The organism is Paenibacillus hamazuiensis (assembly GCF_023276405.1).
In the GTDB taxonomy this organism is placed as follows: Bacteria; Bacillota; Bacilli; order Paenibacillales; family NBRC-103111; genus Paenibacillus_AF; species Paenibacillus_AF hamazuiensis.
This window is the reverse complement of the sequence record NZ_JALRMO010000001.1, coordinates 66636-80706: the sequence shown is the minus strand read 5'-3', so window position 1 is coordinate 80706 and position 14071 is coordinate 66636. Positions and strand designations below refer to the sequence as shown.

Below are 14071 nucleotides of genomic sequence, written 5' to 3'. Positions count from 1 at the left end.
ATTACTGGATGTAGATTGCGGTTACGAGCCCCGCGCTGCCCTGCAGCACGATCGGGCGGTTGGACACCAGATTGGATAACTCGCCGTTGATCGTTACAGAAGACGACACATTGTAAATCGCCGTTTGCACGTTTCCGTTCGAATTCGTTTGATTAATCGAAATCGTGGTGATTTTCCCTTGATTGTTGAATGTGACGCTGCTAAACGTACCGGATACGGTGAAGTTTTGATTCTCGCCGCCGGAGAGCTGCGTCACTTCTGCAAAGATGACGTCATCGTTGTAGGAACGGGCAGTCACGACATCGCCTGCTTGCAGAGCGGATGCACCCGCAATCGTCCCATTGCGATAAACGAACGCTTTCGTGCTGAGCGTATAGCTCTTCGTCTGCCCTCCGTTAAGCAAGGTCAGCGTGCTGCCTGACGCACTTACGACCGTTCCGGAAACCTGGCTGATCGTAGGCAGCGGGGAATTCGTTCCTCCGGCAAGCTGGGAAACCTCCATATAAAGCACCGTATTATTGTAATAATGTGCGGTCAAGACGTCTCCGATGCGAAGCGCTCCACTGCTTGTCAATCTGCCGTTGCGGTAAACGAATGCATCGGCATGCAGCGTGAGGCGGTACGTTTGCCCGCCGCTGGTTAACGCGAACACGTTGTTGTTTGCCGGAGCGGTCACAGTTCCCGTGATCACACCGGTCGCCTGTGTGGGCTGCGCGGCGGCTTGCGTCACTTCGACAATCGCCGTCGAGTTTCTGTATGCGTACGTGCTCACGACGTCTCCCACCTGGAGCTCCGAAGCGCTAACCTGCACTCCGCCCCGGTATACAAAAACGCCCGAGTTCAGCGTCAGGTTTTGCGTCCGATCCCCGGAAGCGACCGTCAGCACATTGTTTGCCACCGGAGCGGCCACTGTTCCCGAAAGTGTGCTGCCGTAGTCGTCGGAATCGGAGCTGCCGGCCTCCCGGGTCACTTCGACGTAGACGACGGCATTGTTATAGGACCGGGTGCTGACCGTATCGCCCACCTGCAAGCCCGAAGCGCTGATTTGCTCCCTGTCCCGGAAAAAGAGCGCATTCGCATTCAGCGTCAAAGTGACGGTTTGCCCGGCATTAAATAAGGTGAGCTGATTGTTATTCACAGCGGCTGCCACCACCCCGGTATAAACTCCTCCGACAGGACCCGGATTCGGTGTCGTGCTGCCGCCTGTTGGCGTCGCTTCAATAATGATGGCGTTGTTGTTGTACGCCCGGATTCTCACGGTATCGCCGGTCTGCAGTGCCGATGCGCTGACGCGTACGCCGCCCCGGAATATAAACGCATTGGCATCGATCGTTAGAGTGCTCGTCTGTCCGCCGCTGACGATCGTCAAAGTATTGTTCGTCACAGGTGCCGCAACGGTCCCCGTCACCAAACCGTCTACGCTTCCCGGCAATTGTTCGCCGGCGCGGTCCAGAAGAGCGGCGATTTGCGCACGGGTGACCGGCTGATTCGGCCGGAACGTGTTGTCCTCGAAGCCGTTGATCAACCCTTTCTCGATTGCCACCTGGACGTAACCGACCGAACCGGCCGGAATTTTGTCCGCATCCTTGAACGGCAGCTTGACGTTCATCTTGGCTTCCGCTTCGTCCTGCAGCTTGAGCGCCTTCACAAGCAGTCTCGTCGCCCAAAGACGGTCTGCCGGCTCGTTGGGATTCACGGTCGTATCGGCTTCGGAGAAAAGATCGTTTTCCACGGCAACCGCAACATATCCGACTGCCCAGGAAGGAACTTTGTCCGCATCTTTAAAATTAAGCTTGGTTTGCATTTCAGCCGCCGATTCCGCCTGCTCGCGAAGACCCATCAAACGAACGGCGGCTGTAATCGCCTCAATCCGGCTGACCGTCTGCGATGGCCGGAACGAGCCGTCCGAATAACCGTCGAATACTCCTCTCGCGGCCAGGTTGATGATATAACGCAGCGCCCACTCGAACTCCTTGCCGTTCATATCTTTAAAGTCCAATTTGACGTTGCCGTAAGAGCGTCCGTTCCCATTGTTCCAATTCGATTTGATTTTGTTGTCCCTGCCGTTGCCCTTGCGGTCGTCGTCCTTCGCAAATGCGGTCGTTCCCGCCCCTAACAGCATGGACAAAGCGAGCGTGGAAGCCAGCATTTTTTTCAAGCGAGATTGTTTCATACGAATCATATCCCCTTTGCATAAGCTTATGAATCCCGTTGGTAATTCTTACATAAAGAGGATTCGCAGAGGGGATTCTTTTTTCGGAGGGTCACCCAAAAAATTTTTTTTCATTCCAGGCGGTATTCCAATCGGAGCCGGGTCGAACACATTTGTCGGACATACCGATACGATTGATTGCATTGAATTCAAGAGATGCCGCTTCTGAGCTTTTCCAAATGTTTGACCGTCGGCGTTAAATTCGCCAAAAAGTAAGCCTCCCTCAGCCGTCGCGACGGCTCGCTCGCTTGCAAATAGGCGGAGCCCCCCTGGTGCAGCATATCGGCTTGAACGGCCTTTAACGTCAGAAGAACAACCTGCAGCCGAAGTTCCAAAAGCGACTTCCACTGCTCGGCAGGATTCGGCATGCCGCAGAACGAATAGGTCATCTCCCGCAGCCGTCCAAGTTCCTCGTTCAGCTCGCTCCGTTGAACCGGCAAGTAGCGGTTGCAGCCGCCCTGCCGCCCCTCCGCTTTCTCAATGGACTTGATGGAAGCCGCAGTCACGCCAAGCCCCAAAGGAATTTGGTAAAGCAAAAAAATCGGCCTGATCCGAACGATAAAATCGTCCGCGTTTTCGGAGAGGACCCACTCGTCCGGAATCGGCGTCCGATCGAACGAGCAGGCGTACGTTGCACTGCCGTTCAAAGCCAAATAACCGAGCTTTTCCTTCATGATCAGGTTCGGGACATGACAGGAAACGAAGGCCATCATTCGATAGCGGTCCTCCACCGATGCGACGATGCCGAACCAATGGTCCGCTCCCAGGTTGGACACCATCGGGAGCTGTCCGGAAACCGTATATCCTCCCGTATCCGCCCGCTCTGCCGACAGATGAAGCTTTTCCAGCCCCCCGTAATATTTCATCGGGTTGGACAGTCCTGTGCCTCCGCGCAGCTTGCCGTTTTCCAGCCCGGTCAGCACAGTATGCTTAAGGTAGCTATTGTCGCTTCTGCGCAAATAAGTGGAAGCAGCCAGATGGCACCATAGATTAAACGCTGTGGTCATACACGTTTTCGCGGTTTCCTCGATCAGCATGACGTCTCTTCGCACGGTTTCCGCCGGGGAGATATTGTCCGATCTGAGGAGACCGGAAGTGCCGAGCGTTGATAAATATTCCAGCGGGTAGCAGGCATCCGCATCGATTTTTCGAACAATCGGTTTCAGCTTCTCCCGAATGCATTGTTCCAGGACCGTCTTCCTATCAGCCGTCTCCATTCCGTTCAAGCTCCTTCCGGACCGTTTCAATCTAATTGCGCTTTAGGCAAAATTTCCGTAATGCTGTCAATCGGAGCTTTTACCGCTTCCCGCGCCCGCTTCACAGCAGCTTCATCCGGCGCATCGTAGAAGCAAAGACATTTGGTCATGTCCTCGCATACGTACGTTCTGGAGAACGCCACCTCCGGCACCTCGGCATAGTGAACCGAGTTCGATTTCTTGCGTTCCAGGTACTGTTCCATCGTAATGCCGTCGGGCAGGTTCCATTCCACCAAATAATTGACGGCGTCGGTCTTTCGCTTGACGGCTTCGACATCCTGACCAATCAGCCGTACCGGCTTGATCAGCGTGACGGAGATGCCCAGTTCGCGCAATCCCTCATTAATGAGGCCGCGGTTTTCGCCGTCGAATATAAAAAACGCTCTGGAAAAATCGCGGGATACTTGAACCTCGACGAGACTTACGTTTTTTCGGGCGAGCTCCCGACCGATCGTTGAGATCGTCCGCTCCAGTTGATCCTGATCTTGAACTGCTTTCGTTAATACGGACTCCACCAAAAACAATGCCATGTTTCATCTCTCCTTAAAATCATATATAATTTTAACTAAGTATATTTTGGGAACCTAATATCCATGCCAGTGGAAGCTTATATCTACGGAGGTTTTTTCCCTATGAAAGAACGTTACGATTTGCCTTGCAATATAGCTCAAACGTTAAACATTATCGGCGACCGGTGGACGCTGCTCGTCATCCATGAAATATTGGTAGGCCGAAGCACGTTTAACGAGATCAAAAAGGCGCTTTCCGGCATCTCCTCCAAAATGCTGTCCGACCGGTTAAAGTATTTGGAGGACGGCGGACTCGTCGTCTCCACCCTCTACTCCGATCATCCGCCTCGTTATCAATACAAGCTGACCGACAGCGGCAAAGATTTGGAGGGCGTCTTTAACGCCCTTCTTCTTTGGGGCCGGCAGCATCTCGAGAAATGTTACAAAAAGCTTATTCATCGGAAATGCGGCCACGAAATCGAGCTGACTTATTACTGCCCGCACTGCCGGGAAAATGTGGACGATGTGTCGGCCGTCGAAATTTAGCTCAGACGTCGCGGGTAATTCCCCACTGCCTGTTGATCCACCGCTCCAGCAAACGGATCGAACGGTCCAGCAGCAGCCCGCACAGCCCGATAAAGATGATGCCCGCCAGAACCAGGTCGAGACGAAGCTGGTTTCTGGCATCTACGATCATATAGCCAAGGCCCGATTGCGTGCCGACCATTTCACCGGATACCAGAAATATCCATGAAGTCCCTACTGCAATATGCAATCCGTTCGCGATAAACGGGAACACCGCGGGAAAGATGATTTTCGTCAGCAGATGATAGCGCGAAATTTCGAAATTTTGCGCAACTTTCAAATAGATCGGGTCCACCTTTCGAAGCGCGGAAACGGTGGACAGCAGCACCGGGAAAAAAGCGGCCAAAAAGATGATGACGATGGCCGGCGCGTCCCCGATTCCAAACCAGAGTACGATAAAAGGCGACCAAGCGATCGGGGACACCGGCCTGATCAACTGTACGACCGGATCGACGAACCCCCATAACCACAGAAGCCTTCCCAGAATAAGGCCGATGACGATAGCTGAAATCGATGCACTGACATACCCTGTGACAAAACGGAACAGGCTGACCTTCAAATGTACCAGCAGCGTTCCGTCCGCAAGCAGCTTCATAATCGCCTTCCCTACACTCCGCGGGGAAGGCAGCAAGCTCGGCTCGTACCCGCCGAAAACGACGACGGATTGCCATGCTGCGACCAATACGACGATTGCGACCAGCACATGGATGAATGTTCTAGCGGCTTTCATATCAGCCTTTTACTTGATCGAAAAAGGAATTGTCGACAAAATCCTTATATGCCGGGGGATTCGCGGACAACCCCATTTCTATCATATAAGTTCTCAACTGCTCGTAAGCATCTTCGGTTAATTTCAGATCGCCATAGGAGATCCACTGAAGAGACAGCTCCAGGACGTCTTTCTCCACATTCATATACTTTCCTAAAATGTTTTTGGCCTGCTCATCTTTTAACTCCGCTTTTTTCCCGGCCTTCAGGTATTCTCCGATGAATTCCAGCGCAGCGTCCTTGTTGTTTTTCAGCAAATCGTTTCGCAATACAAGCGCGCAGTCTACGGAATTTTTCCAGATTTCTTCGGATTGGAATAATGCTTTCCCCTTTTTAATGACCACGGATTTGGCGCCGAACGGCTCCGCCACCACGTATCCGGATATTCTCCCTTCGGCCAGCGCGGCCGGCATTTCGGCGGGAGCAAGCTCGATCACATTGACATCGCTGTACTGCATACCCGCTTTTTTTAACATTTGGTAGAGCAAAACGTTATGTGTGGAAAACTTGTGCGGAATGGCGAACTTCTTCCCTTTCAGATCTGCCGGCCGGTTGATGTCGTTGGAAGTCACGATAACGTTGCCGTCCTTATGCCCGAGCGCCACCGCCTTTAAATCGATCCCCTGCTCCTTCGCTTTCATGGCAAGCTCCACGAGTACGGATGCCCCGTCGATTTTCCCCGTGCTCAGCGCATCCATCAGATCGGGCCATGAGCCGAATTTGACAAGCTCCAGCTTGAACTTGGTAAAGCTGTCCTTGCCCAGCGCATCTTCAATATAAAGCGGTGCGGCATGGGTGATCGGCAAATAGCCGATTTTGATCGTTTTTGCTTCTCCGGATGCGGCACCTGATGCCGGTTCTGCGGCTTGCTGCTTCGTTTGACCGCACGCTGTAATCCCTATCACCGCAATGAGCAAAAACAATGACATCATACGCCTGAAGCGGTTGTTCATGAAACGTTCCTCCCGGTTAAATGCTGTACTCTTCCGCGGACGGTCCATCCGTAAAACGGAATTCATCCAAAATCAATTTCCTGTAATGCTGGAATTCGTCGTGTCCGCGGTCTCTGGGTCTGGACGATTGCAAACGAAATTCTCTTCGGATTTGTCCCGGACCCGCTCCCATAATAAGAACGCGATCCGATAAAAAGACCGCTTCGTCGATATCATGAGTGACTAAAACAATCGTCGTTTGTTCTCTCGCATGAATGTTAAGAAGCTCGTTTTGCAAGTAATACCTCGTAAATGTGTCCAATGCGGCGAAAGGTTCATCCATCAGAATGATTTTCGGTCTGATGGCAAGCGCTCGAGCCAATGCAGCCCTTTGCTGCATTCCGCCCGACAATTGATGCGGGAAATGGCCGGCGCGATCGCCCAGGCCCACCAGCTTCAAATAAGCAAGGGCGCGGCTTCTTCTCTCTTCTGCCGGCAATTCAAGCAAACCGAGCTCCACGTTGCTCGCAACAGAGCGCCAAGGCAGCAGCCCGTAATTTTGAAAGAGCATGACGCAGTGTTTGGCCGGCCCCTTCACTTCTTGTCCGGACGTGAGAATGCGTCCTTCGTCCGGTTTGTCGAAGCCCGCAATTAATCCAAGCAGAGTGCTCTTCCCGCAGCCGCTTTGGCCCAAAATCGAAACGATCTCCCCTTCCCGGACATGAAAAGAAACGTCGTTTAATATTCGTTCATGTTTGCCTCCGGCTGCGAAGCTTTTAGTTACATGATGTACCGCAACGGAAACGGCCGGCTCCAAGATGGATCCACCTCCTTCATCACCAATAATTCCTAGTTGTTTAATAGGTATTTATGTAAAAGTTATTTTATTATACTTTGTTAAATTATGCAACCTTGTTTTAATAAAAAAACACCGCCTCGTTTTGGCGATGTCTTATCCTTTCAACTGCCGTCCCTCCCATACCCCAAGTAATGTTTCCATAGCATTCGCGTTTCCCCCTTTTTGACCCGAAAATGCCGCTTGGTTTTTGCACCTATGTACGAAGCGAGGGAGCGCTGCAGGTAAACAATATGGACTCTAGCACCTTATTCGCTTCTTCGGCATCGGCACCGTCGATGATCAATTGTATTTCCTCGAATGTTCGGGATTGCGAAAAGAACGACACCATGCCGAGAACCCCTTTACAATTCAACACATACCCTCCCGATGAGAACGAGATATGGCTTTTGAACCGGTTTGCCTCATTAACGAAATCCAGGGTTTGCTTTAGCGACAACCCCTTAAGCAGCTTATATCGTCGTAAAATAGTCAACAGTACCTTCTCCTTCCTTCAACTGGTGAAATTAAAAAGGAGATTCCAACCTATAAAATAGGCGAATCTCCAGTCGTCCGGTTAATTCATAATTCCAATTGGAATACTATGTTTTATCGTATTATAACTTTATTCGTTTTTTTCGTCAATGCCTGTATATTATGTTTGTTGCTCCAAAAATACTATTTGACACAAATATATCGATCGATTAACATATATCCAATAATACCCACTTAAGTAGTATGAATTAAAAAAGTACCAGCCGTATAAGGAGGCAATAACATGACTTCGTCCCGCTTTACATGGTACAAAACTTTGCAGACCGCCGTTTTGGCCACCCTCATTGCTGCGGCATTGGCGCCTAATGCGGCATATGCGGAAGAATCCGCACCGGCTGTCGCCGAGAAGTTCGGGCTTGAGGCCAAGGAGTACCGGGAATATCTGCAAGACCGGTATGACATCGGCGTGTCTCCCTCCCCGACGAAGGGCGAATTTATCAATCATATCGCCCGAATTCTCAAGCTTGAGCCTAAACATTCGAATTCTGTTACCGATCTCAAACACGATAGTCCTTATTATCGCGCCTCCAATGCCCTCTATGAAAGCGGAGTGATCACCGACCCAAACGTACAGGCCGAACAGCCGTTAACCAAGCTCGGGGCCGTCTTCCTTTCCCTGAAAGCCGCGAATTTGAAAGAGCTCGCCTACACGTATCCGGAATCCAAAATTCGCAGCGCACTGCTCAAGATTCACGCCGAACGGGATGATTACGAGCTGCAGGCGGCTCAGGAATTGGCCGCAGCGGTAGATACCGGATTGCTTCCTGCGGAGTTGCAAGATTCCTTTCGCCCCGCTGAGGAGGCATCCGGTGATTTTGCCGCAATTCTTCTGGGGAAAATCATCTCGTTTCACGGCGATGATAAACATTATGTTGCCCGCGTGCAGGACGATACGGTTTTCAGCCGTGTATATCAAGCTTTCCGGGCCGCAGATCTGATTCAACCGGAAGAGTTGAAATCGATTTTCGATACCGCCCTTAAGGACAATCTGATTACCGGCTACAACCTGAAGGATTCGCGTTATAACCCGAATTTTGACCCGGAGCTGTCGTTGACGTATGGTCATGACGATATCACGCACGCTCTGCAGCTTATCGGCCTGCTGCGCAGCGAAGGATTAAACGCCAAGGTGCAGGTTGAGCCGAAAACCTCCGCTTATATTTATCTCAAGGAGTGGGGGGATCCGGTTCAGACCGACAACTTCCATGTCGTACGCATCGAGAACGGCAACTATATCGCTTATGCCAAAGAATACGACATTTCCTTTGAATTCGATACGGTTGATCAAAAAGCCCAATTTAACTCCATCATCCATCAATATGCAAAGAAAAATGCCGAAGATCAACCCGGGCTGATTTATTCCTCCTGGTGGCAGCCGCTATATTATTCGCTGACGGAACAAACCGATTACAAAGTCATCGCCAACAACAAGGTTGCTAACGGCTCGTATTATGCGCAGTCGTTCTCGCTGGAAAATAAAGCCGCCGAAATTGCCGCCGGTCTGAACAAAATCGCCCCCAAGGTCAAAATTGAATCGTACAAATTTTGGGTGGACGAGCCCTTCTATAATTATTTGCTCGGCGGATATAAATAAATGCCGGTAAAAACATGGCATAATTTTTATGCAAGATCATAAGTAAACCGATAGCTCCCACTGCCCAGATGCACCGATACACCCGAATTGGTTTGCCGGTACGAAAGAATCCCTAATGCTTCATTCAGAGGCATTTCGGATTCTTTCACATTTTCATGCATGGCATTCGGAAGAATGACAGTACCCGTTGTATTCGGCGGTATGATGGCTGTAACGGTTATCCGGCGCCCCTGCTTGCTCCAGCCCGAGACGATGGTCCCATACCGGGATTCATATTTCGCCGACGCATGGGACAGCCCGCATTCAACGTCCGGCTGGATGCGGATTTTCTTATATCCCGCTTGCTCTTTCCGGAGACCGGCGACTTCCCGGTACAGCCAATCGCCGACGCAGCCGAACGCGTAATGGTTAAAGGACATCGAAGAAACGGTGCCGTCCGGTTTAATGGCATCCCAAGCTTCCCAAATGGTCGTTGCGCCCCGCTCCACTTCATACAGCCATGAAGGGCATTCCGTTTGGAATAAAAGCTTGTATGCCAGATCCCGTTTGCCGTATTTACAGAGCACATCCAGCAGGAACGGTACGGAGACGAATCCCGTGTCGAGCCGGCAGCCATTTTCTTCGATGAGGCGGGCCAATTGCTCCGCCACTTTGCCGCGGGCCTCTTCCGGAACAAGATCGAACTGCAGTGCCAGCACATAAGCGCCTTGAAAATGAGCGGACAATGTTCCGTCATACTGCAAATATTGTTCCGAGAACGCTTTCCGAATACGCCGGTTCAAGTCGGAATAGTATTCTGCATCCGAATGCTTGCCGAGCACATCTGCAATTTTGGAAAGCAGCGCAGCAGAATAAGCGTAAAAGGATGTCGCTACCGGTTCTTTGGTCTTTATGGCGCTGTCCTGGGGGCTGGAAGCGCTTGGCATCAGCCAGTCGCCAAAGTGATATCCGGTATTCCAGAGATACTTCTGTCTTTCCTTCTGTACGTCATCCATTTGATCAAAGTTGTCCGGCATCTCGTTTTCCGCAGTCCGGCGGACGTAATCGATCCATTTGACCATCGGCTCATAAAATTCCTCAAGCACCTTGACATCGCCATACGCCTCGTACAATGCCCAAGGAACGATGATCACCGCATCGCCCCAGCCTGCCGAAGAATCTTTTCCCATCAAGGTGTGGTCGATATGTATAAAGCTTTTATGATAAGGGACGCCATTCGGCACCTCTCCGTTCGGCAGCTGTTCGAGCGCAAGGTTGCGGAGCCAGCGCGTTAAAAATGCGAGCACGTCCATATTGAATGCCGAGGTGGGAGCAAATACTTGGATATCTCCCGTCCAACCGGCGCGCTCCCTTTGCGGACAATCCATCGGGATCGACAGCATATTCGTTTTCTGGCTCCACATAATGTTCATCTGCAATCGGTTGATTCTCGCATCGGAGCATTCAAACGAGCCGGTATATCTCATGTCCGAAGATAGAACAGCTGCCGTAAAGCGTTCGGGCAACACGACGCCCGGATAACCCGATACCTTCACATAACGGAACCCGTGAAACGTGAACAAAGGCTCGAACGTTTCCGGCTCTCCTCCGCGGAGAATGTAGATATCTTTTTGATCTTTATGCCGTCCCTTAATATTGTTCAGAAAATTCCCGTGTTCATCGAGCACTTCCGAATGCTCCAGGGTGATTTCAGTGCCCGCCGGCCCTTCCACTCTCATGGAAACGCGCCCCGCTATCACCTGCCCGAAATCGATGACCGTTTCGCCTTTGGGAGTCGTTATCACCCGAACGGCAGGCAACGTTTCCACAACCCGCACAGGCTCGCCATAATGCGCAACCAGGCCCGACATATCGAAATGAGCTGCACTGACGGGATCCCATGCGGAGTCATCGTAATCCGGAAGTGTCCACCCGTCTTTGATCAGTCTGGCATCCACTTTTTCACCGATGAATATATCCGAGTAAATAAGATGACCGGTTGAACATTTGACTTGCTGATCGGAGACGATGATCTCCTGCGTTCTGTCTTCGTATTCGAGCTCCAGCTGAAACAACAGCCCTAACTTGTCGCCATATTGGCAGCTGTTTCCGGCGAGACCGATTCGCCCTGCATACCAGCCGTCCGCCAAAATAGCGCCGATGGCGTTCTCTCCGTTTTTCACCAAATCCGTCACATCGTAAGTTTGATATTGAAGGTAGCGGTCATAAGATGTAAACTCGGGCGCAAGTTCCTGGTTGCCCGCTTTTTGACCATTGATCTCGAATACATAGACGCCGTGTGCGGTTGCATACAGCCGTGCCTTGCGTACGGCGGATGAAGCGGAAAATGTTTTGCGCAGATAAGGGCATGGGTGCAATACGGACGTATCCGTCGGGTTATCGCATTGCAGCGCTTCGCGTAAGCTTAGGATAGGGTCCTCCGCCACAGGCTCTTGCTTCGGCTCGATCCACAGTGCCTTCCAATCTTCCCGCTGCAGCAGCCCCATTTCCCAATAAGCGACCGTACTCCAATCCGATTCGGCTTCTGTCTGATCCCATACTTTCACGCGCCAGTAATACCTTTTTCGGGAAGTTAGAGGTTCGCCCTCATAAGTGCAAAATACCGACTCGTCGGACTGCACCTTGCCCGAATCCCAGCAAAGATCGGTACATCGCAGCAGGTTTTCTTCACTGTCCGCCACCATAATGCGATAAGCCGCTTGAAGCCCCCCGCGCCGCTCCGACTTCAGCTGCCAGCTAAAACGCGGGGCCAACATGTCGATGCCTACCGGGTTGACCATCGATTCGCATAAAAGCTGTCCCGCCTCCAAATCCCCAGTTGCCATATGTTCGCCCTCCCAAATAAAACTTGGTTTCTGTACGTTTCAACCACATGATTATCCGAATCAAATATGATCTTATATGTCATTCACTCTTATGATAAGATAATCTTGAACCCATTCAAATATCCATACCAAGTCAGTTTATTAACCGTTTCAAACTTTTTGTGCAAGGAGAGGTTTTATGGACATCCAAGATGTCGATCCGTTCCTCCGCAGCATCAATGAATTTGAGCGCAAGCATTGGGGGCAGCCTTGGCTGCTGCAGCACACGGGTGACATATACGTCAACGATAAAATTAGCGAAAGCTTCTTTTTTAAAACGGATCAACACATTGCCATCAATAAGCATCCGCGATTTGCCATTATTCCGGAGCATCGGCATGAATTCATCGAAATGAGCTACGTTTACTCGGGAACGCTTACCCAAACGATAAATAACAACAAGATCACTTTGTCGGAAGGCCAGCTTATTATTCTGGATACGAATGTCGCTCATTCCATCGAAGCAGCCGGAGAAAACGACATCATCATTAATTGCTTGATGAGAAAAAGCTATTACGACAGCCATTTAATCCACAGGTTAGCCGGCAATAATGTGCTCTCCGAATTTTTTGTCAATGCCGTATATAAAAGCCAGGAGCACAGCGAATACATCCTGTTTCCGTCGCAAAGCAGCCCGCGGGTTCGCAGTTTTATGACGGAACTGGTCCGCGAATACTACAGCTCCGACATATGCTCCGAAGAAGCGATTGGCAGTTATCTGGTTCTGCTATTTACCGAATTGCTGCGTCTCCATAAAGATGCCAATGCCGGCAGCGAAACGGACAGCGTCAAGAGAACGGTAAACATGGCGGATATTATTCACTACATGGAGAGCCGTTATCAAACGATAGACCTGACTTCAGCGGCAAAGCATTTTCATTTTCATCCGAACTATTTAAGTAAAATCATAAAAGACCATTTCGGACAAAGCTTTATCAAAGTCGTTCAGGATATCCGGGTAAAAAAGGCAAGCCTGCTGCTCAAAAACACCGATCTTAACATCGCCGAGATTTCGGAACATGTCGGATACAAGAATATTCATTTTTTCTATAAAAATTTTAAGGAACGTTTCCGGATGAGTCCCGCGGAATACCGTGCCGTTCATCGCAACCATTGACACGGGCCTCTCCGCTCATCCTTTAACAGCTCCGCTGGCCATGCCTTGGATAAATTGTTTTTGCAAAACAAGGAACAGCAGGATAAGAGGCAAAGAGCCTATGATGACCGCCGCAAAAATCAAGTTCCATTGATTGACGAATTCCCCCGTGAAGGAATAGATCGAGAGCGGAATCGTCCTGGCTTGTTTGCTTTGCAGGAAAAGCAGCGGAACGAAGAAATCGTTCCATATGGTCAGCGTGTTCATGATTAATAATGTCGAAGTGACCGGCTTCAGCAAAGGAAACAGGATCGACCAAAACGTTCGATAAGGGCCGCAGCCGTCGATCAAAGCGGATTCCTCGATCTCCTGCGGGATGGACTTGAAAAATGCCGTATACAAAAAAATGGAAAATGGCAGGCCGAGGGCGATGTATATAAAAATAGGCCCCGGGTATTTGCCTATCAGGTTCAATTGGCCCAGCAGTTTGTATAACGGAATCATGGTCATTTGAAACGGAATCATCATGCCGGAAAGAAAATACAGGTATGTGACCGTTGCCCACTTCTTTTTCCGGCGGGACAGCGGGTAGGCCGCCGCCGAACTGAGCAAAATGATCGTAATAACGGAAGTTCCGGCTATCGCGATGCTGTTCATCAGCGAGCTGCTCATCGCACCTTGGTTCCATGCGGCGGCAAAATTCGCCCATTCCAGGGAGGCCGGCATGCTCAAGGGACCTTGCGCCAGTTCGGAAGGCGCCTTTACTGCGACGAATACGACGATCAGGATCGGAATCAGCACAACGATCGCCCATAAGGCCAAAATGAACCGGGTCAAAAGGCTGTTTCGATTGTAGAGATCCATA

At 50.7% G+C, this 14071-nt stretch carries 12 protein-coding genes; 3 read left to right on the top strand and 9 right to left on the bottom strand.

Annotation, left to right across the window (positions count from 1 at the left end):
* Position 1: 1 nt before the first annotated feature.
* From MYS68_RS00320 to MYS68_RS00310, 3 genes are all read right to left on the bottom strand, one after another.
* Positions 2-2173 (bottom strand): S-layer homology domain-containing protein, encoded by a 2172-nt coding sequence (locus MYS68_RS00320; protein WP_248923902.1) that lies wholly within the window; start codon positions 2171-2173, stop codon positions 2-4.
* 188 nt (positions 2174-2361) lie between these two features.
* Positions 2362-3429: an acyl-CoA dehydrogenase gene (locus MYS68_RS00315; RefSeq protein WP_248923901.1), complete on the bottom strand. Its 1068-nt coding sequence runs from the start codon at positions 3427-3429 to the stop codon at positions 2362-2364.
* Positions 3430-3455: 26 nt separating this feature from the next.
* Complete coding sequence (locus MYS68_RS00310) at positions 3456-3998, bottom strand: DUF4242 domain-containing protein (RefSeq protein ID WP_248923900.1); 543 nt, start codon at positions 3996-3998, stop codon at positions 3456-3458.
* A 102-nt stretch (positions 3999-4100) separates the two neighbouring features.
* Here MYS68_RS00310 and MYS68_RS00305 point away from each other — a divergent pair, with 102 nt between their 5' ends.
* Positions 4101-4523, top strand: a complete 423-nt coding sequence (locus MYS68_RS00305; RefSeq protein ID WP_248923899.1) for a winged helix-turn-helix transcriptional regulator — start codon at positions 4101-4103, stop codon at positions 4521-4523.
* A 1-nt stretch (position 4524) separates the two neighbouring features.
* Here MYS68_RS00305 and MYS68_RS00300 read toward each other — a convergent pair whose 3' ends face one another.
* The 4 genes from MYS68_RS00300 to MYS68_RS39000 all read right to left on the bottom strand — a co-directional run bounded on the left by MYS68_RS00300 (position 4525) and on the right by MYS68_RS39000 (position 7557).
* Complete coding sequence (locus MYS68_RS00300) at positions 4525-5292, bottom strand: ABC transporter permease (protein WP_248923898.1); 768 nt, start codon at positions 5290-5292, stop codon at positions 4525-4527.
* A 1-nt stretch (position 5293) separates the two neighbouring features.
* A complete protein-coding gene (locus MYS68_RS00295; protein ID WP_248923897.1) occupies positions 5294-6283 on the bottom strand; it encodes an ABC transporter substrate-binding protein in 990 nt (329 codons plus the stop codon).
* Between the two features lie 16 nt (positions 6284-6299).
* Positions 6300-7082, bottom strand: coding sequence for an ABC transporter ATP-binding protein (locus tag MYS68_RS00290; RefSeq protein WP_248930766.1), 783 nt, complete (start codon positions 7080-7082; stop codon positions 6300-6302).
* Positions 7083-7314: 232 nt separating this feature from the next.
* Positions 7315-7557 (bottom strand): HPr family phosphocarrier protein, encoded by a 243-nt coding sequence (locus tag MYS68_RS39000; RefSeq protein WP_420852195.1) that lies wholly within the window; start codon positions 7555-7557, stop codon positions 7315-7317.
* Positions 7558-7875: 318 nt separating this feature from the next.
* On the opposite strand from MYS68_RS39000, the gene MYS68_RS00285 reads away from it, so the two are divergent.
* Positions 7876-9246, top strand: a complete 1371-nt coding sequence (locus MYS68_RS00285; protein WP_248923896.1) for a hypothetical protein — start codon at positions 7876-7878, stop codon at positions 9244-9246.
* Between the two features lie 26 nt (positions 9247-9272).
* Here the strand turns inward: MYS68_RS00285 and MYS68_RS00280 are convergent, their stop codons facing one another.
* On the bottom strand, positions 9273-12071 hold the full coding sequence (locus MYS68_RS00280) for an alpha-L-rhamnosidase (RefSeq protein WP_248923895.1): 2799 nt from the start codon (positions 12069-12071) through the stop codon (positions 9273-9275).
* Positions 12072-12249: 178 nt separating this feature from the next.
* On the opposite strand from MYS68_RS00280, the gene MYS68_RS00275 reads away from it, so the two are divergent.
* Positions 12250-13227, top strand: coding sequence for an AraC family transcriptional regulator (locus MYS68_RS00275; protein ID WP_248923894.1), 978 nt, complete (start codon positions 12250-12252; stop codon positions 13225-13227).
* A gap of 15 nt (positions 13228-13242) precedes the next feature.
* Here MYS68_RS00275 and MYS68_RS00270 read toward each other — a convergent pair whose 3' ends face one another.
* The gene (locus MYS68_RS00270; protein ID WP_248923893.1) at positions 13243-14070 is read right to left on the bottom strand and encodes a carbohydrate ABC transporter permease; all 828 of its coding nucleotides are present in this window, start codon (positions 14068-14070) and stop codon (positions 13243-13245) included.
* Position 14071 lies beyond the last annotated feature (1 nt).

Coding starts and splice junctions, on each gene's coding strand:
- MYS68_RS00320 (WP_248923902.1), bottom strand. CDS start 2,173: ATGAAACAATCTCGCTTGAAAAAAATGCTGGCTTCCACGCTCGCTTTG.
- MYS68_RS00315 (WP_248923901.1), bottom strand. CDS start 3,429: ATGGAGACGGCTGATAGGAAGACGGTCCTGGAACAATGCATTCGGGAG.
- MYS68_RS00310 (WP_248923900.1), bottom strand. CDS start 3,998: ATGGCATTGTTTTTGGTGGAGTCCGTATTAACGAAAGCAGTTCAAGAT.
- MYS68_RS00305 (WP_248923899.1), top strand. CDS start 4,101: ATGAAAGAACGTTACGATTTGCCTTGCAATATAGCTCAAACGTTAAAC.
- MYS68_RS00300 (WP_248923898.1), bottom strand. CDS start 5,292: ATGAAAGCCGCTAGAACATTCATCCATGTGCTGGTCGCAATCGTCGTA.
- MYS68_RS00295 (WP_248923897.1), bottom strand. CDS start 6,283: ATGAACAACCGCTTCAGGCGTATGATGTCATTGTTTTTGCTCATTGCG.
- MYS68_RS00285 (WP_248923896.1), top strand. CDS start 7,876: ATGACTTCGTCCCGCTTTACATGGTACAAAACTTTGCAGACCGCCGTT.
- MYS68_RS00280 (WP_248923895.1), bottom strand. CDS start 12,071: ATGGCAACTGGGGATTTGGAGGCGGGACAGCTTTTATGCGAATCGATG.
- MYS68_RS00275 (WP_248923894.1), top strand. CDS start 12,250: ATGGACATCCAAGATGTCGATCCGTTCCTCCGCAGCATCAATGAATTT.
- MYS68_RS00270 (WP_248923893.1), bottom strand. CDS start 14,070: ATGGATCTCTACAATCGAAACAGCCTTTTGACCCGGTTCATTTTGGCC.